General features: G+C 72.1%; 28 protein-coding genes. 12 read left to right on the top strand and 16 right to left on the bottom strand.

Annotated features, from left to right (window positions below; translation table 11 throughout):
* Positions 1-28: 28 nt before the first annotated feature.
* The 4 genes from AB0H84_RS06640 to AB0H84_RS06625 form a co-directional block, all read right to left on the bottom strand.
* On the bottom strand, positions 29-922 hold the full coding sequence (locus AB0H84_RS06640; RefSeq protein ID WP_357599114.1) for a TIGR01777 family oxidoreductase: 894 nt from the start codon (positions 920-922) through the stop codon (positions 29-31).
* 518 nt (positions 923-1,440) lie between these two features.
* A complete protein-coding gene (sucB, locus tag AB0H84_RS06635) occupies positions 1,441-2,898 on the bottom strand; it encodes a 2-oxoglutarate dehydrogenase, E2 component, dihydrolipoamide succinyltransferase (RefSeq protein WP_357599111.1) in 1,458 nt (485 codons plus the stop codon).
* 38 nt (positions 2,899-2,936) lie between these two features.
* Positions 2,937-4,301, bottom strand: a complete 1,365-nt coding sequence (lpdA, locus tag AB0H84_RS06630) for a dihydrolipoyl dehydrogenase (protein ID WP_357599108.1) — start codon at positions 4,299-4,301, stop codon at positions 2,937-2,939.
* A 51-nt stretch (positions 4,302-4,352) separates the two neighbouring features.
* Positions 4,353-5,822, bottom strand: a complete 1,470-nt coding sequence (locus AB0H84_RS06625) for a leucyl aminopeptidase (RefSeq protein ID WP_357599105.1) — start codon at positions 5,820-5,822, stop codon at positions 4,353-4,355.
* A gap of 97 nt (positions 5,823-5,919) precedes the next feature.
* Between AB0H84_RS06625 and AB0H84_RS06620 the strand changes: the two genes are divergently transcribed.
* From AB0H84_RS06620 to AB0H84_RS06610, 3 genes are read left to right on the top strand one after another with little or no spacing between them, the layout of a single operon-like run.
* Positions 5,920-6,267: a GntR family transcriptional regulator gene (locus AB0H84_RS06620; protein ID WP_357599103.1), complete on the top strand. Its 348-nt coding sequence runs from the start codon at positions 5,920-5,922 to the stop codon at positions 6,265-6,267.
* Positions 6,264-7,229 carry a hypothetical protein gene (locus AB0H84_RS06615; protein WP_357599100.1) on the top strand — a complete coding sequence of 322 codons (966 nt, stop codon included), beginning with the start codon at positions 6,264-6,266 and terminating at the stop codon, positions 7,227-7,229. The genes AB0H84_RS06620 and AB0H84_RS06615 overlap by 4 nt, the downstream gene beginning before the upstream one ends.
* The gene (locus tag AB0H84_RS06610) at positions 7,226-8,137 is read left to right on the top strand and encodes a CPBP family intramembrane glutamic endopeptidase (RefSeq protein WP_357599097.1); all 912 of its coding nucleotides are present in this window, start codon (positions 7,226-7,228) and stop codon (positions 8,135-8,137) included. Before AB0H84_RS06615 ends, AB0H84_RS06610 begins: the two co-directional genes overlap by 4 nt.
* On the opposite strand, the gene AB0H84_RS06605 is transcribed toward AB0H84_RS06610, so the two are convergent.
* A complete protein-coding gene (locus tag AB0H84_RS06605; protein ID WP_357599094.1) occupies positions 8,130-8,942 on the bottom strand; it encodes an adenosylcobinamide-GDP ribazoletransferase in 813 nt (270 codons plus the stop codon). The two genes, AB0H84_RS06610 and AB0H84_RS06605, sit on opposite strands and share 8 nt — an antisense overlap.
* Before the next feature lie 33 nt (positions 8,943-8,975).
* Between AB0H84_RS06605 and AB0H84_RS06600 the strand changes: the two genes are divergently transcribed.
* Positions 8,976-9,776, top strand: coding sequence for an ATP-binding cassette domain-containing protein (locus AB0H84_RS06600; protein ID WP_357599092.1), 801 nt, complete (start codon positions 8,976-8,978; stop codon positions 9,774-9,776).
* A 6-nt stretch (positions 9,777-9,782) separates the two neighbouring features.
* Here AB0H84_RS06600 and AB0H84_RS06595 read toward each other — a convergent pair whose 3' ends face one another.
* Positions 9,783-10,808: a bifunctional adenosylcobinamide kinase/adenosylcobinamide-phosphate guanylyltransferase gene (locus AB0H84_RS06595; protein ID WP_357599089.1), complete on the bottom strand. Its 1,026-nt coding sequence runs from the start codon at positions 10,806-10,808 to the stop codon at positions 9,783-9,785.
* Positions 10,809-11,265: 457 nt separating this feature from the next.
* Between AB0H84_RS06595 and AB0H84_RS06590 the strand changes: the two genes are divergently transcribed.
* The gene (locus AB0H84_RS06590) at positions 11,266-11,472 is read left to right on the top strand and encodes a hypothetical protein (protein ID WP_357599086.1); all 207 of its coding nucleotides are present in this window, start codon (positions 11,266-11,268) and stop codon (positions 11,470-11,472) included.
* Between the two features lie 64 nt (positions 11,473-11,536).
* On the opposite strand, the gene AB0H84_RS06585 is transcribed toward AB0H84_RS06590, so the two are convergent.
* Positions 11,537-12,535, bottom strand: coding sequence for an aldo/keto reductase family protein (locus AB0H84_RS06585; RefSeq protein WP_357599083.1), 999 nt, complete (start codon positions 12,533-12,535; stop codon positions 11,537-11,539).
* A 57-nt stretch (positions 12,536-12,592) separates the two neighbouring features.
* On the opposite strand from AB0H84_RS06585, the gene AB0H84_RS06580 reads away from it, so the two are divergent.
* Positions 12,593-13,513 carry a hypothetical protein gene (locus tag AB0H84_RS06580; protein WP_357599080.1) on the top strand — a complete coding sequence of 307 codons (921 nt, stop codon included), beginning with the start codon at positions 12,593-12,595 and terminating at the stop codon, positions 13,511-13,513.
* A gap of 87 nt (positions 13,514-13,600) precedes the next feature.
* Here the strand turns inward: AB0H84_RS06580 and AB0H84_RS06575 are convergent, their stop codons facing one another.
* On the bottom strand, positions 13,601-14,185 hold the full coding sequence (locus tag AB0H84_RS06575) for a DUF3043 domain-containing protein (protein WP_357599669.1): 585 nt from the start codon (positions 14,183-14,185) through the stop codon (positions 13,601-13,603).
* A 152-nt stretch (positions 14,186-14,337) separates the two neighbouring features.
* On the opposite strand from AB0H84_RS06575, the gene AB0H84_RS06570 reads away from it, so the two are divergent.
* The 6 genes from AB0H84_RS06570 to AB0H84_RS06545 all read left to right on the top strand — a co-directional run bounded on the left by AB0H84_RS06570 (position 14,338) and on the right by AB0H84_RS06545 (position 19,106).
* Positions 14,338-15,150, top strand: coding sequence for a PspA/IM30 family protein (locus AB0H84_RS06570; protein WP_357599077.1), 813 nt, complete (start codon positions 14,338-14,340; stop codon positions 15,148-15,150).
* Positions 15,147-15,425, top strand: a complete 279-nt coding sequence (locus tag AB0H84_RS06565; RefSeq protein WP_357599074.1) for a hypothetical protein — start codon at positions 15,147-15,149, stop codon at positions 15,423-15,425. Before AB0H84_RS06570 ends, AB0H84_RS06565 begins: the two co-directional genes overlap by 4 nt.
* A gap of 5 nt (positions 15,426-15,430) precedes the next feature.
* Positions 15,431-16,330, top strand: a complete 900-nt coding sequence (htpX, locus tag AB0H84_RS06560) for a zinc metalloprotease HtpX (RefSeq protein WP_357599071.1) — start codon at positions 15,431-15,433, stop codon at positions 16,328-16,330.
* A gap of 5 nt (positions 16,331-16,335) precedes the next feature.
* Positions 16,336-16,896: a hypothetical protein gene (locus AB0H84_RS06555; protein WP_357599068.1), complete on the top strand. Its 561-nt coding sequence runs from the start codon at positions 16,336-16,338 to the stop codon at positions 16,894-16,896.
* A 37-nt stretch (positions 16,897-16,933) separates the two neighbouring features.
* A complete protein-coding gene (locus tag AB0H84_RS06550; protein ID WP_357599066.1) occupies positions 16,934-18,439 on the top strand; it encodes an alpha/beta fold hydrolase in 1,506 nt (501 codons plus the stop codon).
* Positions 18,440-18,506: 67 nt separating this feature from the next.
* The gene (locus AB0H84_RS06545; protein WP_357599063.1) at positions 18,507-19,106 is read left to right on the top strand and encodes an SIMPL domain-containing protein; all 600 of its coding nucleotides are present in this window, start codon (positions 18,507-18,509) and stop codon (positions 19,104-19,106) included.
* Between the two features lie 39 nt (positions 19,107-19,145).
* On the opposite strand, the gene AB0H84_RS06540 is transcribed toward AB0H84_RS06545, so the two are convergent.
* The 8 genes from AB0H84_RS06540 to AB0H84_RS06505 all read right to left on the bottom strand — a co-directional run bounded on the left by AB0H84_RS06540 (position 19,146) and on the right by AB0H84_RS06505 (position 25,837).
* Complete coding sequence (locus AB0H84_RS06540) at positions 19,146-20,036, bottom strand: alpha/beta hydrolase (protein WP_357599060.1); 891 nt, start codon at positions 20,034-20,036, stop codon at positions 19,146-19,148.
* Positions 20,033-20,353, bottom strand: coding sequence for a Nif11 family protein (locus AB0H84_RS06535; protein ID WP_357599057.1), 321 nt, complete (start codon positions 20,351-20,353; stop codon positions 20,033-20,035). Before AB0H84_RS06535 ends, AB0H84_RS06540 begins: the two co-directional genes overlap by 4 nt.
* Entirely contained in the window at positions 20,350-20,652 is a 303-nt protein-coding gene (locus AB0H84_RS06530) for a Nif11-like leader peptide family natural product precursor (protein ID WP_357599054.1), read from the bottom strand. Before AB0H84_RS06530 ends, AB0H84_RS06535 begins: the two co-directional genes overlap by 4 nt.
* A gap of 2 nt (positions 20,653-20,654) precedes the next feature.
* Positions 20,655-21,650: an alpha/beta fold hydrolase gene (locus AB0H84_RS06525; RefSeq protein WP_357599052.1), complete on the bottom strand. Its 996-nt coding sequence runs from the start codon at positions 21,648-21,650 to the stop codon at positions 20,655-20,657.
* 19 nt (positions 21,651-21,669) lie between these two features.
* The gene (locus AB0H84_RS06520; RefSeq protein ID WP_357599049.1) at positions 21,670-22,779 is read right to left on the bottom strand and encodes an NAD(P)-dependent alcohol dehydrogenase; all 1,110 of its coding nucleotides are present in this window, start codon (positions 22,777-22,779) and stop codon (positions 21,670-21,672) included.
* Positions 22,776-23,447, bottom strand: a complete 672-nt coding sequence (locus tag AB0H84_RS06515) for a hypothetical protein (RefSeq protein ID WP_357599046.1) — start codon at positions 23,445-23,447, stop codon at positions 22,776-22,778. The genes AB0H84_RS06520 and AB0H84_RS06515 overlap by 4 nt, the downstream gene beginning before the upstream one ends.
* Before the next feature lie 94 nt (positions 23,448-23,541).
* Positions 23,542-24,825 carry a ferritin-like protein gene (locus tag AB0H84_RS06510; protein ID WP_357599043.1) on the bottom strand — a complete coding sequence of 428 codons (1,284 nt, stop codon included), beginning with the start codon at positions 24,823-24,825 and terminating at the stop codon, positions 23,542-23,544.
* 13 nt (positions 24,826-24,838) lie between these two features.
* A complete protein-coding gene (locus tag AB0H84_RS06505; RefSeq protein ID WP_357599040.1) occupies positions 24,839-25,837 on the bottom strand; it encodes an alcohol dehydrogenase catalytic domain-containing protein in 999 nt (332 codons plus the stop codon).
* Positions 25,838-26,021 lie beyond the last annotated feature (184 nt).

Below are 26,021 nucleotides of genomic sequence, written 5' to 3'. Positions count from 1 at the left end.
TCCCACCTGTTGAAGGACGCACGGTTCCCTAGAGTACGGCGCTCAAGGCCTCGTCGAGGCGGGTATGGGCGAACCCGTAGCCGGTGTCGAGCAGCTTCTTCGGCTGGACGCGGTGGCCCGGAAGCAGCGCCTCGCGCGCGAACTCGCCGAGCCCCGCCGACAGCGCGAACGCCGGGACCGGGATCGGCATCGTGCCCTTGCGCAGCGCTTTTCCGAGCGTGCGGGTGAACTCGGCGTTGGTCACGGGCGACGGGGACGTGAAATTGACCGGCCCGGTAATGTCACGATTTTTCAGCACATGCACCGCCGCTCCGACCCAGTCCCGCACGGTGATCCACGACCAGTACTGCTTCCCCGACCCGAGCGGCGCCCCCAGCCCGATCCTGAAGATCGGCAGCACCTGCTGGAGCATCCCGCCCTCCCGGCCCAGCGCCAGCCCGGACCGCATCTGCACCGTCCTGACCCCGGCCGCACCCGCCCGCCGGGCCTCGCTCTCCCACTGCTCGCACAGGTCCGACAGGAAGCCGGTGCCCTTGCCCTGGCTCTCGTCGATCACCCGGTCGCCGGTGTCGCCGTAGAAGTCGACCCCCGAGGCGGACAGGAGCACCTCCGGCCTGCCGGACAGACCGGAGATCGCGTCGACGAGGAGCCTGGTGCTCTGGACCCGGCTGTCGACGAGCTCCCGCTTGTACGCCTCGCTCCACCGCCTGCCCCCGATCGACGCCCCGGCCAGGTGCACCACGGCCTCCGCCCCTTCGAGCGCGGCCCGGTCGATCTCCTGCCGGTCCGGCTGCCAGAACGCCTCGTCGGCCGCGCGCGGCTCCCGCCGTACCAGCCTGACGACCTCCCGCCCCTCGTCCCGCAGCGCCCGCACCAGCGCCGACCCGAGCAGCCCGGACGCGCCCGTCACGATGATCGCCATGACTCCCACAGTACGCCCACCGCACCCCGTCCCCCCGGACCCGCCCGCCGGTGTCGCGCGCCCCGGCCACCATTCAGGCGCCACGGTCACGGCGCCACGGTCACGGCGCCACGGTCACGGCGCCACGGTCACGGCGCCACGGCCACAGCGCCACGGCCACAGCGCCACGGTGCACGACGTGTGTCGGGCGGCCACGTCGCGCTCTCGGGAGGTCGCCCAGCGCGCCACCGCTCCACATCCTCGGCGCCCCGCGCCCCCGGCGCGCGGCCGCTGGCGACATTGCGCTCTTCAGGGCCGCCCAGCATGCCGGCCTGTAGGGCGCACGTCTCGCGCGACCGGCCACGGCGCTCTCCCTTCGGGCCGCCGTGCCCCGGTGACAGGGCAATGGGCGCACGTCGGCAGCACACCGGGCGGCGCGGCCCGCTTTCGACACCCCGGCAAAGCGGCGCGACATCCCAGAGAAGCGAAAGGCCGGGCGGCCCCCCGGAGGGAGCCGCCCGGCCGGGCGAGTCGCGAGGCTACGCGAGGCCGAGCTGGGCCTCGAAGCGCCCCTCCTCCAGACGGCGCTTGACCGTCGTCAGGAAGCGGGCCGCGTCCGCGCCGTCCACCAGACGGTGGTCGTACGTCAGCGCCAGGTACACCATCGACCGCACCGCGATGACCTCGCCCTCAGGCGTGTCGATCACCACGGGCCGCTTCACGACGGCGCCGGTCCCCAGCATGCCGACCTGCGGCTGGTTGAGGATCGGGGTGTCGAACAGGGCGCCACGGCTGCCCGTGTTGGTCAGCGTGAACGTGCCGCCCGTGATCTCGTCCGGGGTCACCTTGTTGGCGCGGGTGCGCTCGGCCAGGTCGGCCGTCTTGCGGGCCAGCCCGGCGAGGTTGAGGTCGCCGGCGTTCTTGATGACCGCCGCGATCAGGCCGCGCTCGGTGTCGACCGCGATGCCCAGGTGCTCGACGTCGAAGTACGTGACCTCCATGGTCTCGTTGTTGATCGTCGCGTTGAGCTTCGGGTGCTGCTTGAGCGCCTCGATGGCGGCCAGCTCGAAGAACGGCATGAAGGACAGCTTGACGCCCTCGCGGCGCAGGAAGTCGGCCTTGGCCTGGTCGCGCAGGCGCGCGATCTTGGTGACGTCGACCTCGACCACCGTGGTGAGCTGGGCCGCGGTCTGCAGCGACTCGACGAGCTTCTTGGACATCGTCTGCCGCAGCCGCGTCATCTTCTCCGTGCGGCCACGCAGCGTCGTGTCGACCTCCACGGGCTCGGGCCCCGCGGCGACCGGAGCCTGCGCGGCCGGAGCGGCGGCGGGAGCGGGCTGCGCGGCGGCGGGAGCCGGCGCGGCCTGGGCCGCGGCGGCCTTGTCGCGCTGCGCCTTGGCCGCCTCCAGCACGTCCTGCTTGCGGATGCGGCCGCCGACGCCGGTGCCGGTGATCGCGTCGAGGTCGACACCGTGCTCGTTGGCCAGCTTGCGCACCAGCGGCGTCACGTACGGGCTCTCACCCGACGGCAGCGGCGCGGGCTCCGCGGCCGTGGGAGCGGCCTGCGGGGCGGGCGCGGCAGCCTGCGCGGGAGCGGGCGCCGGGGCCGGAGCGGGGGCCGGAGCAGGGGCAGGGGCCGGAGCCGGGGCGGGCTGCGGGATCGAGGAAACCGGGGGAGCCGGGGCGGGCTCAGGCTCGGGCTCGGGCTGCGGAGCCGGCGCGGGCGCCGCCTCCGGGGCCGGGGCGGCGCCGGCCTCGGCGTTCTCGTCGATGACGGCGAGCTCGGCCCCGACCTCCACCGTCTCGTCCTCGGCCACGACGATCTTGGTGAGCACACCCGCGGACGGAGACGGGATCTCGGTGTCGACCTTGTCGGTCGAGACTTCGAGGAGCGGCTCGTCGGCTTCGACGCGCTCGCCCTCCTTCTTCAGCCAACGGGTTACGGTGCCCTCGGTCACGCTCTCGCCGAGCTGGGGCATCTGTACGGAGACCGGCATCGTTATCTTCTCTCGCGTTCTGATCTCGAGGGCTTGGACTAGTTGTGTACGTGCAGCGGCTTGCCGGCCAGGGCCAGCATCGCCTCACCCATGGCCTCGGACTGGGTCGGGTGTGCGTGGATGAGCTGGGCGACCTCTGCGGGCAGGGCCTCCCAGTTGTAGATCAGCTGCCCCTCCGTGACGAGCTCGCCGATGCGCCGGCCCACCATGTGGACACCGACGACCGGGCCGTCCTTCTGGGCGATGACCTTGACGGCACCCGAGGTGCCGAGGATCTGGCTCTTGGGGTTTCCCGCGAGGTCGTAGACCTGCTCGACGATCTCGATGCCGCGCTCGGCCGCCTGCGCCGAGGTGATCCCGACGGAGGCGACCTCGGGGTCGGAGTAGGTGATGCGGGGCACGCCCGCGTAGTCGATGGGCGGCGGGTTGAGGCCGGCGATGTGCTCGGCCACCATGATGCCCTCGGCGAACCCGGCGTGCGCGAGCTGCAGGGTCGGGATCAGGTCGCCGATGGCGTAGACGCCGGGCACGGAGGTCCGGCAGTGCTCGTCGACCACGACCGCGCCGCGCTCGATGGTGACGCCCTGCTCCTCGAAGCCCATGCCCGCCGAGACGGCACCCCGCCCGACCGCGACGAGCAGCAGCTCGGCGTCGAGGGTCTTGCCGTTGGCCAGCGTGACGACCACGCCCGTCTCGGTGGTCTTGGCGCCGTCGAAGAAGACGCCCAGCTCGTACTTGATCCCGCGGCGGCGGAAGGCCCGCTCCAGCAGCTTGGAGCTGGACTCCTCCTCGGTCGGCAGCAGGTGCGGCAGCGCCTCGACGATCGTCACCTCGGCGCCGAACGAGCGGTAGACGCTGGCGAGCTCGACGCCGATCACGCCGCCGCCCAGGACGATGACGGACGTGGGCACGCGGTCCATCTTGAGGGTGTGCTCGCTGGTGATGACGCGCTCGCCGTCGATCTCCAGGCCCGGCAGCGTCCTGGGCGCCGAGCCGGTGGCGAGGACGAGGTTGCGGCCCTCGTAGACCTCGGAGCCCACCTGGACGCGGTTGGGGCCGACCATGCGGCCCTCGCCCTCGACGATCGTCACGCCCGCGGCCTTCAGCAGGCCCTGCACGCCCTTCCAGGCCCGCGTCACGATCTTGTCCTTGAACGCGTGCACGCCCTGCACGTCGATGCCGTCGAAGCGCGCCTTGACGCCGTACGACTCGCTCTCGCGGGTCTCGTCGGCGACCTCGGCGGAGTGGAGCAGGGCCTTCGTGGGGATGCATCCCCTGTGGAGGCAGGTGCCGCCGATCTTGTCCTTTTCGATCAGCGCGACCGACTTGCCCAGCTCAGCCGCCCGAAGCGCGCAGGCGTAACCGCCGCTACCGCCACCTAGGACGACGATGTCATAGGCCACAGGAAGGCTCCTTGTCGGGGTGTTCGTGATGCCGTCATCTTTTCATTTGTTTCAGATGCTCGCGTGCCGCTCTGCGAGTCCGATCAGAGTGCGGGTGATGGCGCCCGTGCCGCCCTTGGGGATGTAACCGTACGGCTCGCCCTTGTTGTACGCGGGGCCGGCCATGTCGATGTGGGCCCAGCGCACGCCCTCGGGCACGAACTCCTTCAGGAAGATCCCGGCCGCCAGCATGCTGCCCCAGCGCTCCGGCTGGAGGTTGGCGATGTCGGCGACGGGTGAGTCGAGGCCCCTTCGCAGCTCCTCGGGGAGCGGCATGCCCCACGCGCCCTCGCCCGCGGCCTGGGCGGCCTCGACGACCAGCTCCCTGACGGCGTCGTCGTTGGCCATGACGCCGGCGGTGCGCCAGCCCAGCGCGACGATCTGGGCGCCGGTGAGGGTGGCCACGTCGACGATCAGGTCGGGCTGGTCCTCGGCGGCCCTGGCGATGCCGTCCATGAGCACCAGGCGGCCCTCGGCGTCGGTGTCGAGCACCTCGACGGTCTTGCCGCTGTAGCTGTGGATGACGTCGGAGGGGCGCTGCGCGGTGCCGCTCGGCAGGTTCTCCGCCAGGCAGAGGTAGCCGACGGCGTTCACCGGCAGGCCGAGCCGGGCGATGCCGATCATGGCGCCGAGCACCGCGCCCGCGCCGCCCATGTCGGACTTCATCCAGTCCATCGCCGCCGCCGGCTTGAGCGACAGGCCGCCTGAGTCGAACGTGATGCCCTTGCCCACGAACGCCAGCCGCTTGCCGGCCTCCGGGTGGGTGTAGGAGAGGCGGACCAGGCGCGGCAGGTTGGCCGAGCCCTGGCCGACGCCGATGAGGCCGCCGTAGCCGCCGTCCTTGAGCTGCTTGTCGTCGAGCACCTCGACGGTCAGGCCGACCTTGTTGCCCTCCTGCTCGGCGATCTCGGCGAACTTGGCCGGCCACAGGTCGGAGGGAGGCGTGTTGACCAGGTCGCGGACCAGGGCGACCGAGTCGGCCAGGATGCCGGCGCGCTCGGCGACGGCGTCGGACTGGCCTGAGACCACGACGAGCTCGGCGACCGGCGCCTGCTGCGCGCCGTTCGTGCGGTAACGGGAGAAGGCGTACGCGCCGAGCAGCCCGCCGAGCGCGACGGCCTCGGCCTCCTCGGGGGTGGCGGCGGGCAGGGCGAGCGCGGCCCTGGCGGTGCCGGCGAGGGAGCGTACGGCGGCGCCGGCGGCGCGGCGCAGGCCCTCGGTGTCGGCGGAGTCGCCCAGACCCACCGCGACCAGCAGCGGAGCGGCTATGGCACCGAACGTGGGCAGCTTGGCCAGCTCACCTGCCTTGCCGGAGAAGGCGACGGCCTTGAGGGTGTCGGCGAGCTTGCCGCCGAAGGCGGCGTCAAGGGAGTCGGCGCCCGTGGTGGCCCGTGGGCCCTCCTGGCCTGACGTGAAGCCGACGATCAACGCGTCGGTGTCAACCGAGACTGGATCTGCTGAGTTCAGCCGCACAGTGGTCACGTAAACCGATGCTATCCAGGTCTTCTACGTACTCACAAACAGGGGTTCATCCTACCAATAGCGGTTCATGTGTGATGGTGCTAATGTCATTAGCACCATGTTGCTGACGCTGGATCTGAACGACGCGCGGCCCCTGCACGAGCAGGTGGCGGGCGCGATCCGCCGGGCCATCGGCGAGGGCTCGTACCGCCCCGGCGACCGCCTGCCCCCGGCCCGCGATCTGGCCCAGGCCCTCGGCATCAACCCCAACACGGTGCTGCGCGCGCTGCGCGACCTGCGGGACGAGGGGCTGCTGGAGTTCCGGCGGGGCCGGGGAGTCAGCGTGGCGGGGCGGGCGGACGGCCGCGCCCTGCTCGCGCAGCGGGCCCGAGAGCTGCTGGAGGAGGCCAGGAAGTACGGCTACGGCCGCGAGGACCTCATCACCATCCTGGAGGAGCTGCCATGAATCCCCGAGTCACCGCAGTCGCCTGGGGGCTCGCCGTCACCGCCGCGCAGGTCGCGCTGCCGCTGTCACTGCGGTCCCGGCTGCCCGACCCGCTGGCCACGCACTGGGGCATGGGCGGCAGGGCCGACCGCTCGACGTCCTTCCCCGCGTACGTCGCGATGGAGGTGCTGTTCTGGGTGGTGCCCTGGCTGGTCACGCTGGCCGTGTGCGAGCGGGCGCGGACCCGGAGGCTCGGCCGGATGACGTGGTGGGGGACGCTGTTCGGGATGGGCGTGTTCGCGCTCGGCATGAACGTCACGACGGTGCTCGCCAACCTCGACGTCCCCGGCTGGGCGGAGGCCAGGCTGCCGGTCTGGCAGGTGTTCACGGTCACCGCCGCCTTGATCGGCGCCGCCGCGCTCACGGGCTACCTGGGCCGGGGCGAGCCTGACGAACCGGGCCCCGCGGGGCAGGTCCCGCCCCTCCTCCGGCTCAGGGCCGGGCAGCGGACGGTGTGGGTCGGCCACGTCGCCAACCGGTGGCTGAACCTGCTCACCATCGCCGCTCTGGCCGCCGCCGGTGTGCTCAGCCTGCTCTGGCTCGCGGGCCCGGTGCCGGGCGTGCAGGCGGCCTCGGCGGTGCCCGGGCTCGTCCTCGTGGCGGCGGTGGGGGCGCTGACCACGTCCCTGTCCGTACAGGTCGGTGACGACCGGATCGCCGTCCGGTTCGGCCCGCTGGGCTGGCCGGTGTGGAGGATCCCCCTGTCACGGATCCAGTCGGCCTGGTCGGAGACCCTGCGCCCGAGCCAGGTCGGAGGCTGGGGCTTCCGCGGGCTGCCCGGTAGCGCCACCATCATGCTGCGCGGCGGCGAATGCCTGGTCGTCGGCTACCGCTCCGGCGGCCGGCTGGCGATCAGCGTCGACGACGCCGAACGCGGCGCATCCCTCATCAACGCCCTCATCGCGGAGCGAGTCCAGTCATGAGAAGACCCCTGCTCATCTTCACCGTCCTGACCTTCGGGCTGTCGTGGGCGGTGGTGCTGCCCCTGTGGTTCGGCGGCGGGCTGGGCTCGCCGCTGATGACGGTGCTCGGCGGGCTGATGATGTTCACCCCGAGCGTGGGCGTGCTCGGGGTGTGGGCCGTCTCGCGCACGCCGTTCCGCCAGTGGGCCAGGCAGACCGGCCTCACGTTCGGTAAGCGCAAGGGGCGCACCGCCGTGCTGATGCTGACGGCCTGGCTGGGGGTGCCGCTGCTGACGTTCCTGGCTCTCGGGATCAGCGCCGCCGTCGGGCTGGTCTCGCTGGACGTCGATCATCTCAGCCTGCTGCGGGCCGCCTGGCGGGCGCGCGGCGTGGAGGCGCCCGCCGATCTGAGCACGGTGGCCATCACGCAGATCGTGATCGCCGTCGTGGCCGGGCCCGTCCTGAACGCCATCCCGGCGCTGGGGGAGGAGTGGGGCTGGCGCGGCTGGCTGGTGCCGAGGCTCGTGTCCACCAACGGCATGCTCGCCGGGCTGTTGCTGTCGGGCTTCGTCTGGGGGCTGTGGCACGCCCCGCTGACCTTGCTCGGCTACAACTACCCGAGGCTGGGCTCCTGGGCGGCCCTGGTCTTCATCGGCTTCTGCGTGCTGCTGGGGGTCGTGATGGGGTGGCTGCGGCTCCGTACGGGGAGTGTGTGGCCCGGGGTCGTGGCGCACGCCTCGGTGAACGCCATCGCCGCGGTCGCGCTGCTGCTGGGCGACGCCGCCGCGCCGCCGAACGAGCTGCTGGCCGGGATCACCGGCGTGGTCGGCTGGGTGCTGCTCGCGCTGCTCGGCGCGGCCCTGCTGCGCTTCTATCCGGTACGCCCGGAGCCCGTCGGGCCGGTCGCGCCCGCCGAGCCGGTCAGCTGACGTAGCGGAGCAGCGCGCTCACCACCAGCGTGGCGGCCACGGCGGTCTCCGCGAGCGCGCCGAGCACGTCCCCGGTGATCCCGCCGAGGCGGCGCGTGGCGTGGCCGAGCAGGAGCAGGGCGGCGCCGAGACCGGCGAGCAGCGAGACCGGCGCCGCCACGGCCGTCCCGGGGGCGATGACGCCGGTGTCCACGCCGATCGTCCCCGGGGTGGTGAGCAGGCCGATCATCATGGTGGCGAGCAGCGCGGCCAGGGTGGTGGCGAGCAGCGTGGCCAGGGTGACGAGCCAGGCGGCGGGGCGGCGTACGGTGCCCGCGACCATCGCGCCGAGCCCGTCGCTCCGGGCCGCTGGGACACCTGCCCGGCAGGCCCACGTCAGCGCCAGCCGCCCCGCCACGCAGGCCGTCACGAACGCCGCGAACCCGGCCTCGGCCGCCGCGACGACCTGGATGAGCAGCGTCAGCACCAGCGTCATCACGCCGAACGGCCCGATGTCCGACTTTTTCATGATGTCGAGCGCCTCGGCGGCGGGCTTGCCGCTGCCCAGGCCGTCCGCCAGGTCGGCGAGCCCGTCCAGGTGCAGCCCCCGGGTCAGCACGGCCAGCAGCCCGACCGCCAGCGCCGCCCCCAGCAGCGGCGGACCGGGCAGGAGCAGCGGCAGCCCGGCGACCAGACCGAGCGCGAGCCCGACGGCCGGAGCCAGCGCCATCGCGTGCCCCGCGACCTCCCGATCCACCCGCTCGACCCGTACGGGGAACACGCTGAGCGTGCCGACCGCGAGCTTCAGCCCTTCCCCAAGGCGCATAGCCGACGATCGTAGGCCCACTAGTGTGGCGGGATGCACGTGGTTGAACTCGAAGACGTAGGTGTCCGGGTTGTCGGCAAGTCGCTGCTGGTCGGCGTCGACTGGCAGGTCGACTACGGCGACCACTGGGTGATCCTCGGCCCCAACGGCGCGGGCAAGACGACGCTGCTCTCGCTCGCGGGCGCCGTACGGCATCCCAGCGAGGGCACGGTCAAGGTGCTCGGCCACAGGCTCGGCCGGGTGGACATGCGGGAGCTGCGCCGCCACATCGGCCTGGTCGCGGCCAGCCAGCGGCTGATCGACGAGGAGCTGATGGAGCAGGAGGGGGCGACCGCGCACACCGTGGTGCTCACCGGGCACACGGGGACGAGCGTTCCGCTCTGGGACAAGTACGGCGACGGCGAGCGGGAGCGGGCCCACCGGCTCCTGGCCGACCTGGGCTGCAAGGACCTGGCGGACCGGCCCTTCCGGGTCTGCTCGCAGGGCGAGCGGGCCAGGATCAGGGTGGCCAGATCGCTCATGGGGGACCCGGCGGTGCTGCTGCTGGACGAGCCGTTCGCGGGGCTCGACCTGCCGTCCAGGGAAGACCTCATCACCGCCGTCGAGGACCTGGCCGCGACCCGGCCCGTCCTCACCACCGTGACGGTCACCCACCACCTGGAGGAGGTGCCCGCGACGACCACGCACGCCATGCTCATGCGCGACGCCAGGGTGCTGGCCGCGGGCCCGGTGGACGACGTGCTCACCCCGGCCAACCTCTCCGACTGCTTCGGCCGCCCGCTGCAGGTGGACCGCCTCGACGGCCGCTGGTACGCCAGAGCTGTCCGCCCCTGACCCCCCTCACAGATCGAGCAGGCGTCCCGCGACCACCAGCGCCACGTACTCCGATTCGGCGGCGAGGCGTTCGTTGAGGCGCCCGAGCGCGTCCCTGAACGCCCGCCCGCTGGGCGTGGCGGGCACCACGCCCATCCCCACCTCGTCGGAGACCGCGACGATCCGCGTCGGCGCCTGCCGCCACGCCGCCACGAGCGCGTCACAGCGCTCGGCGACCGCGGCGCGATCGCCCTCCCAGGCCCCTTCCCAGGCGCTGTGCTCGTCGAACACCGCCGCCAGCCACGTCCCGAGCCCGTCGATCAGCAGCGGCGTGGACGCGTCCCCGATGGCCGCGGCGAGGTCGGTGGTCTCTGCGGTGGCCCAGTGCGCGGGGCGCCGCTCCCGGTGCGCCCGCACCCGCGCCGCCCACTCGCCGTCCCCCGCGCCGTCCGGCCCGGTCGCCACATAGGTGACGTACGGCTCGGCCGCCAGCCGCAGCTCCGCCTCGGCCGACTTCCCCGACCGCGACCCGCCCAGCACCAGCGCCCGCCGGGGCGCCTGTCGTGCCGGGAGAGCGGGCGGCGTCCGGCCGGGCCCGGCCTCCAGCTCCGTCCCGTCGGGAACGGCGAGCGCGCCCCACAGCCGCAGCCGCCTGGCCAACTCCTCCTCCGAGCGGACGCGGTGATCCAGCCCTACGGCGACCACCAGGGTCCGGTCGTCCGCCAGCCCTGCCCGCCGCAGCTCCCCGAGCCGTTCGGGGCGGTCGAGCAGGTCGATGAGCACCACGTCGTACCGGGCGGATCCGTGCGCGGGCACCGCCGCACCCGCCGGGAGACAGAGCAGCCGGGAGCCGTCAGAGCAGAGCAGGCCCAGCCCGCCGGCCTCGGCCCGGTATCCGGGCGGCAGGTCCTGGAAAGGGAACCGGAGCACGCCGTCGACGACGACCTCGAAGGGGCGCCGGTGGCCGGACGGCAGCCCGGCGCACGAGGCGCACCGGCACCCGGGCTCCGGCCACCCTGTCGCGCCCGCCGTACCGGAGAGAAGCAGCTTCACCGCGCCGAGCGTACAAACTCCGGCACGTCCCGCCCGCGTCAGGGGTGAGGGAACGTTCCGGGTCAGCGGCCGGCGGCGGGGGCGCTTGTGCCCGGACGCGGCCGTGTCCTTGCCGCACACCGCCTGGAACGACGGCAGGTCCCCGCCCGGCGGCTCACCCGCCGTCCCGTCCGGAGCCGCGGAGAAGCGCCACCCGATGACGGAGCCGTCCGGCGGGGAGTACGCGGGCCGTCGCGGCCGGCCGGGCCGTGCCGTCGCTCTGCCACACGCCTCACGCGTGCGCGGCCCCTGGATCGGCGGTCGCCGAGTGGGGGAAGGAGATCAATGCGGCCGCTCCGAGGGCGGCTCAGGCCGCAACACGATACGCGCGCAGCATCGATTGACCTCCGAACTCGGGAGTAAGGTTCCAGTGCCTGCGGAGGGTGCACAGGCGAACCGCGGAAAAGGAGCGTATGGCATGACATGGCGATGGCGTTATGAAAATGCAAATGGTGGTGAGGTGACGGATCGCCCTTTGCCGCGAGAAGTTTTCCCGAGCCAGGCGGACGCGGAGTCGTGGCTCGGCGAGAACTGGCGTGACCTGGTCGAATCGGGAGTCGAGCAGGTGGCGCTGCTCGATGAGGACCGCGTGGAGTACACGGGATTGTCATTGCGTCCCGAGTGATCTCGGGTAATGGAAAAACCCCTTGAGCGCCATTGTGGCTCAAGGGGTTTTGTCTGGGGACGCGTTACGGGCGGGTGGGCGGGCTCTGCGTCTTGGCCGGGTCGCGCTCCACGACCGGGCCGAGCACGTCGTCGATCCGCTTCAGCACGTCGGCGTCCAGCTTGACGCCCGAGGCCTTGACGTTGTCGCGCACCTGCTCCGGGCGGCTGGCGCCGACGATGGCGCTGGAGACGTTCGGGTTCTGCAGCACCCAGGCGACGGCCAGCTGCGCCATGCTCAGCCCGAGGTCGGCGGCGATCGGCTTGAGCTCCTGGACGCGGGTCAGCACGTCGTCGTTCATGAAGCGGGCGATCATGGCGCTGCCGCTGCCGTCGGTCGCCCGAGAGCCCTCCGGCGGCTGCTGACCGGGCAGGTACTTGCCCGTGAGAACGCCCTGGGCGATCGGCGACCAGACGATCTGGCCCACGCCCTCCTTCTCGCTCAGCGGCACGATCTCGCCCTCGATGATCCGCCAGAGCATCGAGTACTGGGGCTGGTTCGAGACGATCCGGTCGAAGCCCATCTCGTCGGCGATCTTCAGGGCCTGGGCGATCTGGTCGGCGTTCCACTCGCTGACGCCGACGTAGAGGACCTTGCCCTGGCGCACGAGGTCGTCGAACGTCTTGAGCGTCTCCTCGAGCGGCGTCTCGTAGTCGAAACGGTGCGCCTGGTACAGGTCGACGTAGTCGGTCTGGAGGCGGCGCAGCGAGCCGTTGATGGACTCGGTGATGTGCTTGCGTGACAGGCCGCGGTCGTTCTGGCCGGGGCCGGTCGGCCAGTAGACCTTGGTGAAGATCTCCAGCGACTCTCTGCGCACGCCCTTGAGCGCGCGGCCGAGCACCTCCTCGGCCTTCGTCGCCGCGTAGACGTCCGCGGTGTCGAACGTGGTGATGCCCTCGTCGAGCGCCGCCCGCACGCACTGCTGGGCGGCGTCCTCCTCGACCTGGGAGCCGTGGGTCAGCCAGTTTCCGTAACTGATCTCGCTTACTTTGAGACCGCTGCGACCGAGGTGTCGGAATTCCATGACTCCGACCTTAACGCCGGCCCATGTGGTGATCGGTTTCGGGATAGGGTGCGCGACGTGCTGAAGCTCGTACGGCTGGCGCTGACGGCGGTCATCCTGACCGCGATAGCGGTACGGCTGCGCCGCCGCGCCCAGATGCCCGACAGGCAGCCCCCACCACCGCCTCCGCCGCCGAGGCCGGCCAGGGGCACGCGGATGGGCCTGGCGTGGGCCGCCATCGCGGGGATCGTGGCGCTGACGCTGGCGGCCGCCATGATTCCCACGGAGGCGCAGGAGGCGGCCGCGTCGCGGTGGCGCGCGTACCAGGCCGAGCAGGCCTCCATCGCCGCGGCAGTGGAAAGCGGGCCCCCGGCCCCGACCCCGACGTCGACGCCGGCCGTGCCCACGCCGGCCTCCACGGTCCCGGTCTCGACGCAGACCCCGGACATCCCGGCCGCGTGCATGTTGCGTGGCCAGGTGACGGTGCGGCCGATCAGCCCGCGCGTGCGGGCGGCGGTGAACCGGCAGTGGCGGCGCATCGAGCGATGGCTGAGGGAGCACGCGCCCAGGACGTACGCCACGCTGGGCGCGCCCGGGAGGGCCCGCACCGTCGCGGTCGCCGAGGCTCAGATGGGCCTGGAGTTCCCCGACGAGCTGCGCGCCTCACTCCTGCGCCACAACGGCACGTCAGGCCCGCTCGGGGCCCGCTTCACGGTCGCCGGGGACGACCTGCACGGGGTGCGCGAGATCCGCGACCTGTGGCGCCGGGACTGCGCAGCGGAAGGCGGCCGGGCCGGTCGGCTGATCCCCGCCGGCGCAGAGGCCGAGGTCGACGCGGACACCGGTGCCGTGGTGCTGCCGGCGGTCGGCGAGGACCTCTGGTCGTCGTACGGCGCGATGCTCTACGACGTGGCCGACGCGCTGGAGCGGGACCGTCCGGTGCTCGGCATGCGGGCCACGACTGAGGGCGGTGTCCTGCGCTGGTCGGAGGCCCCGTAGCGGCTGCGGCCGTCGCGGCAGCCGTCCATCGCCGTCACGACCGGGGCCACGGCGGGCCGGGCGCCCGCCTCGGCCGCCCGGCCGCGGTTACTTCTTCGGCGGCACCGGCTTGCCGCCCGGCAGCACCGTGGGCGGCGGGAAGCGGAGCTTGCGGATCTGCAGGGCCCGCATCGCCGCGTAGAAGCCCACGCCCCTGACGCTCTCGTCGGGCAGCTTGGCCGCCACCTCCTTCTTCACCTTCCAGGCCACGTAGACCGAGGTGAACAGGACGCCGATCATCATGATCGGCCACCCGATGGTGACCACGTAGCCCAGCACCTGGGCGCGGACCGCCATCGGCCACGGAATCCAGGTCGCCAGCAGGATCAGTAGCGAGAAAGGCAGGAAATACTGGCTCGGCAGCCGCCGCGAGTCGACCCATTCGCGCGCGAACTTGCGCGCAGGGCCCTTGTCACGAGCGGGAAAATACCTCTCGTCACCTGCGAGCATGCCTTTTCGGGCCCGGTCGCGCTCGGCGGCCTGCTTGGTCCGCATCTGGCGATAAGCCTCTTTGCGGTCTTTGGGCGCGTGGACCGGCTGGCGCCGCCGGCTCTCCTGATCACGGCGCTTGGGTGTGGGACGACCTTTACCCTGGGGCTTAGGATCGTCATCGGGGACGGGGGTGTCGTCCACGGAGGTTTGGGAACGGCGTCGCAACACGACGTCAACCCTACCTGGACTGCAACTTAGTGACGCCCTCGTGCGTTATGCGTAGGGTAATCCCAAGGCGGCTGCGCTGCATTGGGTGAACACCAGCACGACCTAGAAGGGGACGGCCGACGCGCATGAGCGTGATGAAGAGACTTTCGATGATCTTCAAGTCCAAGGCCAACAAGGCCTTGGACAAGATGGAGGACCCGCGCGAGACCCTTGACTACTCCTACCAGCGGCAGCTCGAGCTGCTGCAGAAGGTACGCAGGGGTGTGGCCGACGTCGCCACGTCGCGTAAGCGGGTCGAGCTCCAGATAACCGGCCTTGAGAAGCAGGCCCAGCGCTACGAGGACCAGGGCCGCAAGGCGCTGTCCGTCGGGCGCGAGGACCTCGCCCGCGAGGCGCTGCAGCGTCGCTCCAATCTGCAGACGCAGATGGCCGACCTGAAGCTGCAGCACGACAACCTGCAGGCCGAGGAGGAGAAGCTGACCACGGCTTCCCAGCGGCTGCAGGCCAAGGTCGACGCCTTCCGTACGAAGAAGGAGACGATCAAGGCCACCTACACCGCCGCCGAGGCGCAGACCCGCATCAACGAGGCGTTCTCCGGCATCTCCGAGGAGATGGGCGACGTCGGCCTGGCGATCCAGCGCGCCGAGGACAAGACGGCGCAGATGCAGGCCCGCGCGGGCGCGATCGACGAGCTGCTGGCCAGTGGCGCGCTCGACGACTTCACCGGCACCCGCGGCGACGACATCCAGGCCGAGCTCGACCGCATGGGCGGCGGCATGGACGTCGAGCTGGAGCTGGCCAGGATGAAGGCCGAGCTGGGCCAGGGTCCCGCGCCGCGCTCCGCCATCGAGCAGGGCCAGCAGCAGGCCCAGCCGCAGCCGCAGCAGCACGGCCAGAGCAACACCCAGCAGCTCCGCCAGCCTGGGGAGGGCGCATGATTGTCAGGATCATGGGCGAGGGCCAGGTGCAGATCTCCGCGAACGACATCGCGGTGCTCAACGAGCTCGACACCGAGCTCGAGGCGGCCATCGAGGTCGGCGACGAGCCGGTCTTCCGCACCAAGCTGCACGCCCTGCTCGACAAGGTGCGCCAGGTCGGCATGGCGCTTCCCGACGACAGCCTTGAGCCGTCAGAGCTGATCCTTCCCCCCGCGGACGCCTCGATCGAGGAGGTCCGGGAGATGCTGGGCGACCAGGGCCTCATTCCGGGCTGATCGCCGTGGGCACGCGGTACGCGTCCGACCGCGGGCTGACCGCCCGCATGGCCGTGACGATGTTCCTGCTCGGGTTGCTCTATGTCGTCTTCGTCGGCGTCCTGATCGCCCTCGGCGTGCGGGCGCTGACCGTGCTGGTGATAGCCGGGGGTCTGCTGTTCGTGCAGTACTTCCTGTCCGACCGCATCGCGCTCTTCGCGATGCACGGGCGGGAGGTCTCGCCGCAGGAGGCTCCCGAGCTGCACGGCCTGATCGACCGGCTGTGCGCGCTCGCCGACATGCCTAAGCCGCGGGTGGCGATCGCGGATTCCGACGTCCCCAACGCGTTCGCCACCGGCCGCAACCAGAAGAGAGCCGTCGTCTGCGTGACGACCGGCATCCTGCGCCGCCTCGAGCCTCAGGAGCTCGAAGGCGTGCTCGCCCACGAGCTGTCGCACGTCGCCCACCGCGACGTCGCCGTCATGACGATCGCCTCGTTCCTGGGCATCGTGGCGGGGCTCATGACCAGGTTCGCCCTCTACACGGGGCTCGGCGGGCGCCGCAGCGACAACCAGGGCGGCCTGCCCGTGGGCCTGATCATCCTGATCGTCTCCGTCGTCGTGTACGCCGTCAGCTTCCTGCTCACCCGCGCCCTGTCGCGCTACCGCGAGCTGTCGGCCGACCGCGCCGGCGCGCTGCTCACCCAGCGCCCGTCCGCCCTGGCCAGCGCGCTGGTGCGGATCAGCGGCGACATGGCCAGGATTCCGACGCAGGACCTGCGCGAGGCGGCGCCGTTCAACGCCTTCTACTTCGCCCCGGCGGCCCGCCCGGGTGAGTCGCTGGCGAACCTGTTCTCCACCCACCCGTCGCTCGAACGGCGGCTGGAGCAGCTGACGAACATCTCCAAACAGCTCGGAAGGGGCTGACCGGCGTGGGCTGGCTCGACGCGCTGCTCGGCCGCTCAAAACCGGTCAAACCCAACCTCGACGCGCTGTTCGCCCTGCCGTCCGCCGCCGTGACGCTGCAGGCCGCGACCGGCCTCGTGCCCACCGGCCTCGGCTCGGTGGCCTTCAGGGCCGCGGAGGGCGGCGCGTTCGCCGCACTGGAACGCGACGTCAAGGCGCTGCTCGGCGGGCGCGTCGAGGAGTCGCACGACTCCTACGGCTACACCTGGCTCCTGGTGCGCCGCTCGCCCGACCAGCTCGGCGACCTGGTCACCGAGCTGCACGCGGTCAACTCGTCGCTGGAGTCGTCGGGGTTCGGCCCCTCCTTGCTCTGCTCGCTGGTCTCCTTCGCCGGCCAGGACGACGGCGGCCGCCTGGCCATCGTGTACCTGTACAAGCGCGGAACGTTCTACCCGTTCGCCCCGCTCTCCGGCCAGCGGCGGGACAACGCGCTCGAACTCCAGGTGAGAGGCGTCCTGGAGGGCGAGCTGCCGCTGGAGAAGGACCTCAGCCGCTGGTTCCCGGTCTGGGGCGCGCCCGGCCTCTGACAGGCCGTAATGTCACTTAAGGTGATCTAATGCTCACGTGGAGCGAAGGTTGTACGTGCTCGCGGCCTGCGCGCTCATCGTGGCGGCAGTGCTGGGCAGCGCGTGGATCACCGGCCAGTTCACCACGCCGGAGGTCGACAGGACCGACGGCTACGTCAGCGAGCTGGCCGCCCGCGACCAGCCGTGGACGCGGCTGTTCCGGGTCAGCGACGTGCTGTCGGGGCTGGCGTGCGCGTTCGGGGTGGCGATGGTGCCGAGGGCGGCGCGCGAGGGGCGGGGCTGGCTGGCGCTGGCCGCCTTCGGGCTGCTCAACCTCGCGACCGGGCTGTTCCCGCTGGACTGCGCCACGCTGAGCGACCCGTCCTGCGGGCGGCGGGCGATGTCGTCCGCGCATTACGCGCACCTGCTGGCGGGCGTGCTGGCCACCGGCGCCGCGCTGGTCGCGATGGCGCTGCTCAGCTCGCGGTGGCGCTCGTGGGTGTCGTGGCTGTTCACCTGGCTGGGGCTGGCGGCCACGCTGCTCGTCCTGGCCGCGCACGCCGATGGGCACGGCGTGGGGATCGCGCACCGGGCGCAGCTGACCGCGTTCGCGATCTGGCTGGTGTACGCGGCGCTCCACCTGCTCGTCTCGGACGACGTGACCGCCCGCGTGTCGGCGCCGCCGGAGGACCTTCGACCGCACGTGGTCGAGCAGGGCTCCGGCCCCGCCGTGATCGTCGCCGCCGGGCTCGGGGGCGCCTGGTACCACTGGGACGCGGTGGCCGCGCGGCTGGCCGCGACCCATCGCGTCATCCGCTTCGACCGCCCGGGCCTCGGCCTCAGCCCGTGCTCGCCCGACCCGCCCACCCTGTACGGCGAGGCCGCCCGCCTGGCCGCGCTGGCCCCCGCGCACCCGGAACAAGTGACCGTCGTGGCCCAGGGCGTGGGCTGCTGGCACGCGGAGGCGTTCGCCAGGTTGCACCCGCTCCGCGTGGCCGGGCTCGTCCTGGTGGACCCGGCGGGAGCGCGGGAGCGGATGCCGTTCGGGTCGGCCGCGGGCGGCGGCGCGGGGGCCCCGGAGCGCACGTCGTTCGGGTCGGCCGCGGGCGGCGGCGCGGGGGGCCGGGAGCGCGCGCCGTCCGCGTCGGCCGCGGGCGCCTGCCGGTGGCTGCCCGCGCTGGGCGGCACGTGGGGCGCGACGGCCCTGGCCCGCGTCGCGGGGCCCCCGGCGCACCGGCTGCTCACCGGCATGCGCGACCCGTACGGCGTCTACCGCGCGGGCAAGGTCTCCGCCGCGGTGGCGGGGGAGTGGCTGGCCCGCCGCGACATGGTCGCCGACCTGCACCGGATGAGAGCGGACCGGCCGCTGCCCGACGTGCCGGTCACGGTGATCAGCACGGGCGCGCGCGACGCGGTCCGCCTGGCGGGCCTGCTGTCCGCCCGGCTCGTACGCCTGCCGCACTGTGGGCGCCGGATCCTGCTCGAGAACCCGCAGGCGATCGCCGACGCCGTTTCCGGCGGCTGGGGCGGCGCCGTCCCGGTCCCGGGCGGCCGGGACGGCTGACGCGCCCTGCGTCACACGCCCCTCGCGCCCTAGGATCGATGCGGGACCCGTATCCGAGGGGGTTGGTGTGGACATCACCGTCGTCGGCGAAGGCGCCGTCCTGGCCGCGCCCGACATCCTGCGGCTGCACGCGGGCGTCGAGGTCCGCAGGGCCTCCGCCGCCGAGTCCTTCGCCGCCGCGAGATCCGCCGCCGCCCGGCTGGCCGAGGCGCTGGCCGGGGCGGGCGTCGCCGCGGAGGACGTGCGGACGGTGGAGCTGTCGCTGGGGCCGGAGTACGAGGCGTACCCCAAGGTGGCCGCCTACCGGGCCGTCCAGGGCGTGGAGGTGGTCGTCCGCGACCTGTCGCGGGCCGACCACGTCATCGACACGGTGGCCGGGGTGGGCGAGGAGGCCAGGCTGAACGGCGTGGCGTTCGAGGTGTCCGACCCGTCCGGCTTCCTGAAGGACGCCAGGGCGAGGGCGTTCCGGGACGCCGCGGCCAAGGCGGTCCACTACGCCGAGTTGGCCGGCCGCCCGCTGGGCCGCGTGGTCTCGGTGAAGGAGGAGATCGGGCGCGGCCCGCAGCCGATGCGCCTGGCGGCGGCGGTGGCGGAGGCCGGCACCTCGGTCAGCCCCGGCCAGGAGACGCTCACCGTCCACGTCCAGGTCGGCTACGACTTCGGTTAGGCGGCGTGCGCCCCGCGTGGGCGGCAGGGCGCACGGATCTCACATCGGGTTCCGCTTGAGGAAGGCGTGGGCGGCCTCGCCGACGGCCACCGGGTTCATGCTCTGCAGCCCGTGCGTGGCGTTGGGGATGCCGCACCGCTCCGCCTGCGGCAGCCAGTTCATGAGGAAGCGCTGGGCGTCGCGGAACCCCGGCATCACCGACTCGCTGTCGAGGCCCATCACCGCCAGCACCGGCATCTCCGGCTTCCGCGTGACGAGCTGGTCGGCCTCCGACGGCTTGAAGCCCCACTGCGAGATCGCCGGGAAGTCGACGGTGAAGGTCGTGTCGACGCACGCCTCGACGCGCTCCCACACGTCGAGCGGCCCGGTCATCTCCACGGCGGGCAGGAAGCTCGGCCCGCACACCGCCTCCATGTAGAGCTGCGCCGCGCCGAGCTTGTCGCCCGTCTCGTACAGCTTCATCGCGTTCATGAAGGCGTCGACGTTGGCGCTGATCGCGTCCGGCGCCTCACGCGGCAGGTACGGCTCCAGCAGGATCGCGCTGTGCGCCCGCTCCGGGTAGGACAGCAGGAACTGGAAGGCGATCACGCCGCCGAACGAGAAGGCCATGATGTGCGCCTTCTCGATGCCCAGGTGGTCCAGCAGCTCGGCGGCGTGCTGCGCGCCGCCCTCGATGCTCAGCTCGGGCTTGTCCAGCGTGCTGCCGTTGTAGCCGGCCCGGTAGTAGCTGATCAGTTGGTAGTCCTGCAGCAGCGGGGGATAGAACCGCATGGGGGTGATGAGGCTGTCGGCGATGCTGGTGCCGTGGATGCACAGCACGGGCTCGCCCTCGCCGATCACGGTGTACCTGAGCTCGGCGTCGGTCACCGGCGCCCGCAGGTCGTGCTCGACGTTCCATTCGCGCCCGATGTAGAGGGCGTCTCGCATCATGGCTTGCGCTCCAATCCGGCCAGGAGGCCGGTCTCGTCGAGGCTGGGCACGAGGTCGAAGACGAGGAACTCCAGGTAGTACCGGCCCCACAGCAGGCCCCAGAGCGGGAACCGCTCGTCGAACTTCTCGCCGCGCTCGCGCGCCAGCCGCTCCTCCAGCTCCCAGATCAGCGAGTTGAACTCCTGCGCGGTGAACGGCTGCCCGGCAGCGGCGGCGGCCGCGACGACCTCGTCCTTGGACTTGTCCTTGAGCCGGTCGACCAGATCGGGCCGCCCGGCCAGGCCGCGCAGGAACCCGATGACGTTCCCCTCGCTCATGACAGCTCCTCGCGGGAGTAGCGGGAGACCACGTGGTCGACCAGGTAGTCGAGATAGCGCGTGCCCCACATGTGCCGCCACAGGGTGCTGCTCCCGTTGAACGGCTCCTTGTCCTTGTCGAGGATCACGCCCGCCTCCAGCCGGCCGATGACCTGCCCGGCGTCGTCCTCGGTGAAGGCGAACCCGTCGTTGCGGGCGTGGAACAGGACCCGGGGAAGGTCCATGGGGGAGTAGCGGGCCAGCAGATCGGGATCCGACCGCGCCGCCTCCAGGAACCTGACGAACTCCGACTCGGACACGGCTAGCTCTCCAGCGCGTGCCGGATGACGTCGTCGATGGCCTTCACGTCGGGCTCGGCCAGCCCGAACGTGGCCAGATGGCCGTAGACGCTGTCGATCTGACGGAACGTCGCGCCGGGGATCCACTCGGCGTACTGCCTGAGCTCGTCCGGCGGGAACAGCGCGTCGCCGGTGAAGGCGGCGATCGTGGTCCTCGCCTTGATCCGGCCCAGGACCTCCCGCAGGGACTCGTCCCTGGCCCCCGGCCAGGCGAAGCGGGCCTTGCGGGCCTGGGTGACGACGTCGTTGGGGTCCTGCGGGAGCCAGAAGCCCTCCCAGAAGCCCTCGACGAACGCGTCCACGCTGTCGAAGCCCAGGGTGCGCCAGACCTCGGCGCTGTCGTAGTAGAACGTGCGGGGCGGGGCGGTCAGCGCCGAGCCGTGCGCGACCCGGGCCAGGCCGCCGCTGACGCTCGCCGCGTACGCGTAGCCGCCGTCGGCGTAGTTCGCGTCCGCGGTGATGGGCTCCTCCACCACCGTCTTCAGCCAGAGCTTCGTCCACGGTGGCGGGGTGGGCGCCCCGGCGATGGGGGCGATGCTCCGCACGAGGTCGCCGAAGCGCAGCGCCCACTCGTACACCTGGATCGCGCCGATCGACCAGCCGAGCGCCAGCCGGATCTCGCGTACGCCGAACACCTCCTCCAGCAGCCGCTGCTGGGCGATGACGTCGTCGGCGACCGTGACGGCGGGGAAGGGCCGCGCCGGGGTGTTGCTCGGCGCGGAGGAGGGCGGGAGGCCGAAGTGGCCGGGCAGCACGATGAAGTGGGTGCGGGGATCGAGCGCGCGGTTCTCGCCGATCCAGCCGTTGAGCACCTCGGCGGGGGCGCCGAGGAAGGTCGGGAACACGACCACGTTGTCCTTGGCCTGGTTGAGCTCACCGAAGGTCTGGTACGCCAGCCGGGCATCGGGAAGCGTGTCGCCTGAGGTGAGCCGGAAGTCGCCGAGCTCGAAGGTGTTCATTCCTGGCTCCAAACGTCGGTCACGCGTCGAACCGCAGAATCGTCTTGATGTTCTTGCCGGACCTGAAGTCGTCCGCCGCGGCCTGGATGTCGGCGAAGTCGTACTCCTTGATGAGCGGCTGCACGGGCAGCCGGCCGCCGCGGATCAGCCGCGCCAGCAGCGGGATGAGCCGGTCGGGGTCGCTGTCGCCCTCGCACACGCCGAGGATCCGCCGCCCCGGCAGCAGCCGGTGCACGTCGACCGAGACCTCCACCCCGTACGGCGGGGCGCCCACGACGGCCACCGCGCCGCGCGGCGCGAGCGCCTCGATGCCGGCGCGCAGCACGTCGGGGTTGCCCACGGCCTCGACCACGTAGTCGACGCCGGCGCCGCCGGTGATCTTCCGCAGCTCGCCGGCCAGGTCCAGGCCGGTCGAGTCGACCGTGTGGGTGGCGCCGATCTTGGCGGCCAGCTCGAGCTGCGCCGCCTGCCGGCCCACGGCGATGATCTGGCTGACCGGGGTGAGCGCCGCCCCCATGATGGCGGCCAAGCCCACCGCGCCCGTGCCGATCACCGCGATGGACGTGCCGGGCTCCGGGCGCAGCGTGTTCCACACCGCGCCGGTGCCGGTCTGGACGCTGCAGGCCAGCGGGGCCAGCAGCTCGAACGGCAGGTCCGGGTCGACCTTGACGACGCTGCGCTCGTCGGCGATGGAGTGGCGGGCGAACGACGACTGGCCGAAGAACCGGCCGCCGAGCGCGGTCCCGCCTCTGCTGATCGGCGAGCTGCCGTCGGCGCGCTTGCCGCCGATGAGGTTCTGGGGGATCCAGGTGGTGCAGTAGGCCGGGTGGCCGACCCGGCAGGAGGCGCAGCTCCCGCACGAGGTGAAGGTGAGGACGACGTGGTCGCCCGGCTTGACCTTGGTCACGCCCGGGCCGGTCTCCTCCACGACGCCGGCCCCTTCGTGCCCGAGCACGCCCGGCAGCGGGAACGGGATGTGCCCCGCCGCCACCGTGAGGTCGGTGTGGCAGATGCCGGCGGCCTTCATCCGGACGAGGATCTCGCCCTCCCGCGGGGCGTCCAGCTCGACGTCACGGAGGGTGAACGCCGCCCCCGGCGACTCGACGACTGCGGCTTGGGTGGTGGTCACGAGTGTCTCCGATCGTCGGGGCTGAGGGTGTACGTGCTCGTGACGTGGGTCCACTCCGCGGGCCCCCACTCCGCGCCGTCCCCGACCTGGGGCGGAGCTCCGACCACGCGGACGACGTAGTAGTCGAGCAGGCCGGGGGCGCGGCGGGTCCAGATCGAGCCGAGCTCGTCGTGGTGGCGCTGGCCGAAGTAGAGCCTGTCGCCGTCCCGGCCGTGCGAGCGGGCCAGGCCGAGCAGGTCGTACTCCCGCGGGCACTCGTCCACGCCCGGCAGGTCCAGGATCGAGCAGCCGCCGTGGGAGACGTCCTGCCACTCGCCGGGCCGCCAGTGGCCGTCGCCCGCCTTCACCTCGTCGGCGCCGGCGATGATCCCGGTGTCGAACAGGCGCAGGCAGACCTTGGTCCGGGAGAAATCGGCGTCGCGGGCGCCGGGCGTCCGCTCGCTGGGCCCGAGCAGCTGGAACATGCCCGTGATGATGAGCTCGAAGAGCCGGCTGTCGCAGCCGGGGTCCTTGTAGGCGTTGAAATGAATGGCCCAGAAAGGACTGTGCAGCCAGAAGTCGTCCACCCCGAATATTCCTGGGAATACTTCGGCGGCGACCGGGCTGCGCCATCGGCCGGAGAGTTCCTCGACCGTGAATTCGGCGCTGGTTTCCATCACACCTCGCATGTGTCAATTCTTTTTCCGGCGGCCCGGCCGACGTCAAAGAGCCGATGCGTACATTGGCAAGTCGGCCGGGCGGCGCGAGGTAATTCGTGAAGTCCTACGACGGGAGCAGCCCCGGCGGCACGTGCGCGCGTATCCGCTCGGCCAGCTCGGCCGCCCGGGCGCCGGCCGAGGCGGCGACCGCGGACGCCGGCCCTCCGGCCTTCTCGGCGGCCCGGCAGCGCTCCACGAGCACCCGCATGCGCTCGTGCAGCAGCGCCCACGAGGGCTCGCGCCAGGGCACGAAGTTGCTCATGGCGTAGTACATCTCGAACGCGAAGCCCGCCGTGCGGCCGGGGTGCTCGGGGCCGACGGGCAGTGTGGTCATCGTGGCGGCCAGCGGCCGCAGCACGTCGGCCATCATGCTGATCGACGTGCCGACGAGCAGGCCCAGCTGCTCATCGCTCTCGTCGGTGTGCGTGAAGAACCTGGTCAGCAGGTGCAGCACCAGCTCGTAGGCGACCGCCGCCAGCTCGGCCGTCCGGCGGGTGCCGGGATCGGTGATGAGCGGCTGGGGCTCCGCGATGTCGTAGGGCTGCTTGAGGAAGGCGGCCAGCGCCGGCCGCGCCGGCTCGAAGCCCGGGTCGCGGGCCCGCAGCTCCTCGTACTCCTGCCACACCGCGAGGAAGCGCCCGTAGTGGGCCTCCCGCCAGTCGCCGCGCGCGCCCTCGCCCTGCTCGATGATGAGATCGATGGCGGTGAACGCGGACTTCAGATCCGTGACCGCGACGAGCTGGGGCCAGCGGAACAGCTCCGGCGTGGCCTGGGCGTGCGGGGACCCGACGAACACGGCGGGCTCCCCGAGGTGGGCGCAGAGCGCCCGCAGCCCCTCCTCGATCCCGCGGTACAGGTGGCCGATCGTCGCGTACTCCTGCCCCCTGGGCATGAGGTCGGCGGGGTCGAGCCGGACGCGGGTGGGCGGCACCGGCTGGAACTCCGCGGCGTCCTGCAGCTGCATGCCCTCGGGGCGCTCCAGGTACAGGAAGTGCCGCAGCGCCTGCTCGCCGAAGGGCAGCAGGTCGAGCTGGATGCCGGACGGGAAGTACCCCGAGCGCTGCGGGAAGTTCGGGCGGCCGAAGGTGGGCGCCGCGCCGATGGCGGCCAGCAAGTTGGACACCAGCGCCAGGTGCAGCATCTCCTCGACCGCGATGGAGTGCAGGATCTTGCGCCAGCGGGCGACCGCGTCCGCCTGCTCGGCCGTCAGGCCGTCCTCCGTCCCGCTCTTGAGGCTGGCCTCGGCGAAGAGGTACTGGCTCAGGATCATGTGTTCCAGCTGTGAGGCCTCGTTGAGCAGCCACCACAGGTGCTCCCGGTTCGCTATGACGATCGGGGGCTCGGACATGCGGGGGTCCTCCTCAGTTGGGGGTGAGTACGGCGCGGTAGCGCACCTGGCCTGCCTCCACCCGCTTGAGCACCTCGTTGATCTCGGCGAACGGGTAGGTCTCCACGCGCGGCCTGACCTTGCCCGCGGCCATCAGCGTGAGCACCTCGACCAGGTCGGAGCGGTTGTTGTGGGTGCTGCCCTTGATGGAGCACTGCTTGAACAGCAGCGTCATCATGTCGTCGATCTGCAGCGGTCCGGTGACGCCCATCGTGACCAGCCGCCCGCCGTAGCGCAGGCCGGACAGCACGCGGGCGACGAGCTCGGCCGAGGTGGTGGTGGCCAGGATGATGTCGGCGCCGCCGGCGTCGGCCAGCGCCTTGCCGGGGTCGTCGCCGACCACGACGCCCTGCGCGGCGCCCAGCTCCCTGGCGTACTCCGCCTTGTCGGGCGAGGTGGTGAGCACGACGGTCTCCAGGCCGATGGCGGCGGCCAGCTGCACCGCCATGTGCCCGAGCCCGCCGACGCCCAGCACGCAGACGCGCTCGCCGGGCCGGGGGTCGGCGTTGCGCAGGCCGCTCATCGAGGTGAAGCCGGCGCAGAAGGCCACCGCCGCGTCGGTGTAGTCCAGGCCGTCGGGCAGCAGCGTGCACCCCGACTCCCAGGCCACCATCAGGTCGGCGTAGCCGCCGCCCATGTCCATCCAGGTCGTGGTGTGCGGGCAGGCCACCGGGTGCCAGCTCTGGCACTGGATGCAGCGCCCCTCGCCGCGCTGCATCCACGAGACGCCCACCCGGTCGCCCACCCGCAGGGTGGTGGCGCCGGGACCGAGCGCCACCACCTCGCCCACCGGCTCGTGCCCCGGCACGATCGGCAGCCGCACCGGCCAGTGGCCGCGGTGGACCAGCACGTCGCTGAAGCACATGCCGCACGCGTGAATGCGTACGAGGACCTGGCCGGGCCCGGGCTCGGGATCGGGGAGGTCCTGGAACTCCCATGCGGAGTTGAGTCGCGTGATGACGGCTGCGCGCACGGTCTCCTCCTTCGCGAGACGCGTCAGGGAGGCCCACGATAAATATCCGGCCCGCACCCGCGGCACCCTGACTTAACGGAGCCACGGCGCTTTTGTCAGAGCCGGACCTGACGAAATAACGGCGTTCGGCGGCCGAAACAGGCCATATTCCAGGCGCGAATGGTACGAATGGGTCACCGCCCGC

It is taken from the genome of Nonomuraea sp. NPDC050786 (genome assembly GCF_040654115.1).
GTDB lineage: Bacteria > Actinomycetota > Actinomycetes > Streptosporangiales > Streptosporangiaceae > Nonomuraea.
The sequence above is the reverse complement of the archived record's forward strand: the minus strand, read 5'-3'. Positions and strand labels throughout refer to the sequence as shown.

Excerpts from the sequence above, each read along its gene's own strand:
- sucB (WP_357599111.1), bottom strand. The coding sequence starts at position 2,898 with ATGCCGGTCTCCGTACAGATGCCCCAGCTCGGCGAGAGCGTGACCGAG.
- AB0H84_RS06590 (WP_357599086.1), top strand. The coding sequence starts at position 11,266 with ATGACATGGCGATGGCGTTATGAAAATGCAAATGGTGGTGAGGTGACG.
- AB0H84_RS06610 (WP_357599097.1), top strand. The coding sequence starts at position 7,226 with ATGAGAAGACCCCTGCTCATCTTCACCGTCCTGACCTTCGGGCTGTCG.
- AB0H84_RS06565 (WP_357599074.1), top strand. The coding sequence starts at position 15,147 with ATGATTGTCAGGATCATGGGCGAGGGCCAGGTGCAGATCTCCGCGAAC.
- AB0H84_RS06510 (WP_357599043.1), bottom strand. The coding sequence starts at position 24,825 with ATGTCCGAGCCCCCGATCGTCATAGCGAACCGGGAGCACCTGTGGTGG.
- AB0H84_RS06640 (WP_357599114.1), bottom strand. The coding sequence starts at position 922 with ATGGCGATCATCGTGACGGGCGCGTCCGGGCTGCTCGGGTCGGCGCTG.
- AB0H84_RS06535 (WP_357599057.1), bottom strand. The coding sequence starts at position 20,353 with ATGAGCGAGGGGAACGTCATCGGGTTCCTGCGCGGCCTGGCCGGGCGG.
- AB0H84_RS06525 (WP_357599052.1), bottom strand. The coding sequence starts at position 21,650 with ATGAACACCTTCGAGCTCGGCGACTTCCGGCTCACCTCAGGCGACACG.
- AB0H84_RS06600 (WP_357599092.1), top strand. The coding sequence starts at position 8,976 with ATGCACGTGGTTGAACTCGAAGACGTAGGTGTCCGGGTTGTCGGCAAG.
- AB0H84_RS06620 (WP_357599103.1), top strand. The coding sequence starts at position 5,920 with ATGTTGCTGACGCTGGATCTGAACGACGCGCGGCCCCTGCACGAGCAG.
- AB0H84_RS06570 (WP_357599077.1), top strand. The coding sequence starts at position 14,338 with ATGAGCGTGATGAAGAGACTTTCGATGATCTTCAAGTCCAAGGCCAAC.
- AB0H84_RS06515 (WP_357599046.1), bottom strand. The coding sequence starts at position 23,447 with ATGCGAGGTGTGATGGAAACCAGCGCCGAATTCACGGTCGAGGAACTC.
- AB0H84_RS06615 (WP_357599100.1), top strand. The coding sequence starts at position 6,264 with ATGAATCCCCGAGTCACCGCAGTCGCCTGGGGGCTCGCCGTCACCGCC.
- AB0H84_RS06540 (WP_357599060.1), bottom strand. The coding sequence starts at position 20,036 with ATGATGCGAGACGCCCTCTACATCGGGCGCGAATGGAACGTCGAGCAC.
- AB0H84_RS06605 (WP_357599094.1), bottom strand. The coding sequence starts at position 8,942 with ATGCGCCTTGGGGAAGGGCTGAAGCTCGCGGTCGGCACGCTCAGCGTG.
- AB0H84_RS06585 (WP_357599083.1), bottom strand. The coding sequence starts at position 12,535 with ATGGAATTCCGACACCTCGGTCGCAGCGGTCTCAAAGTAAGCGAGATC.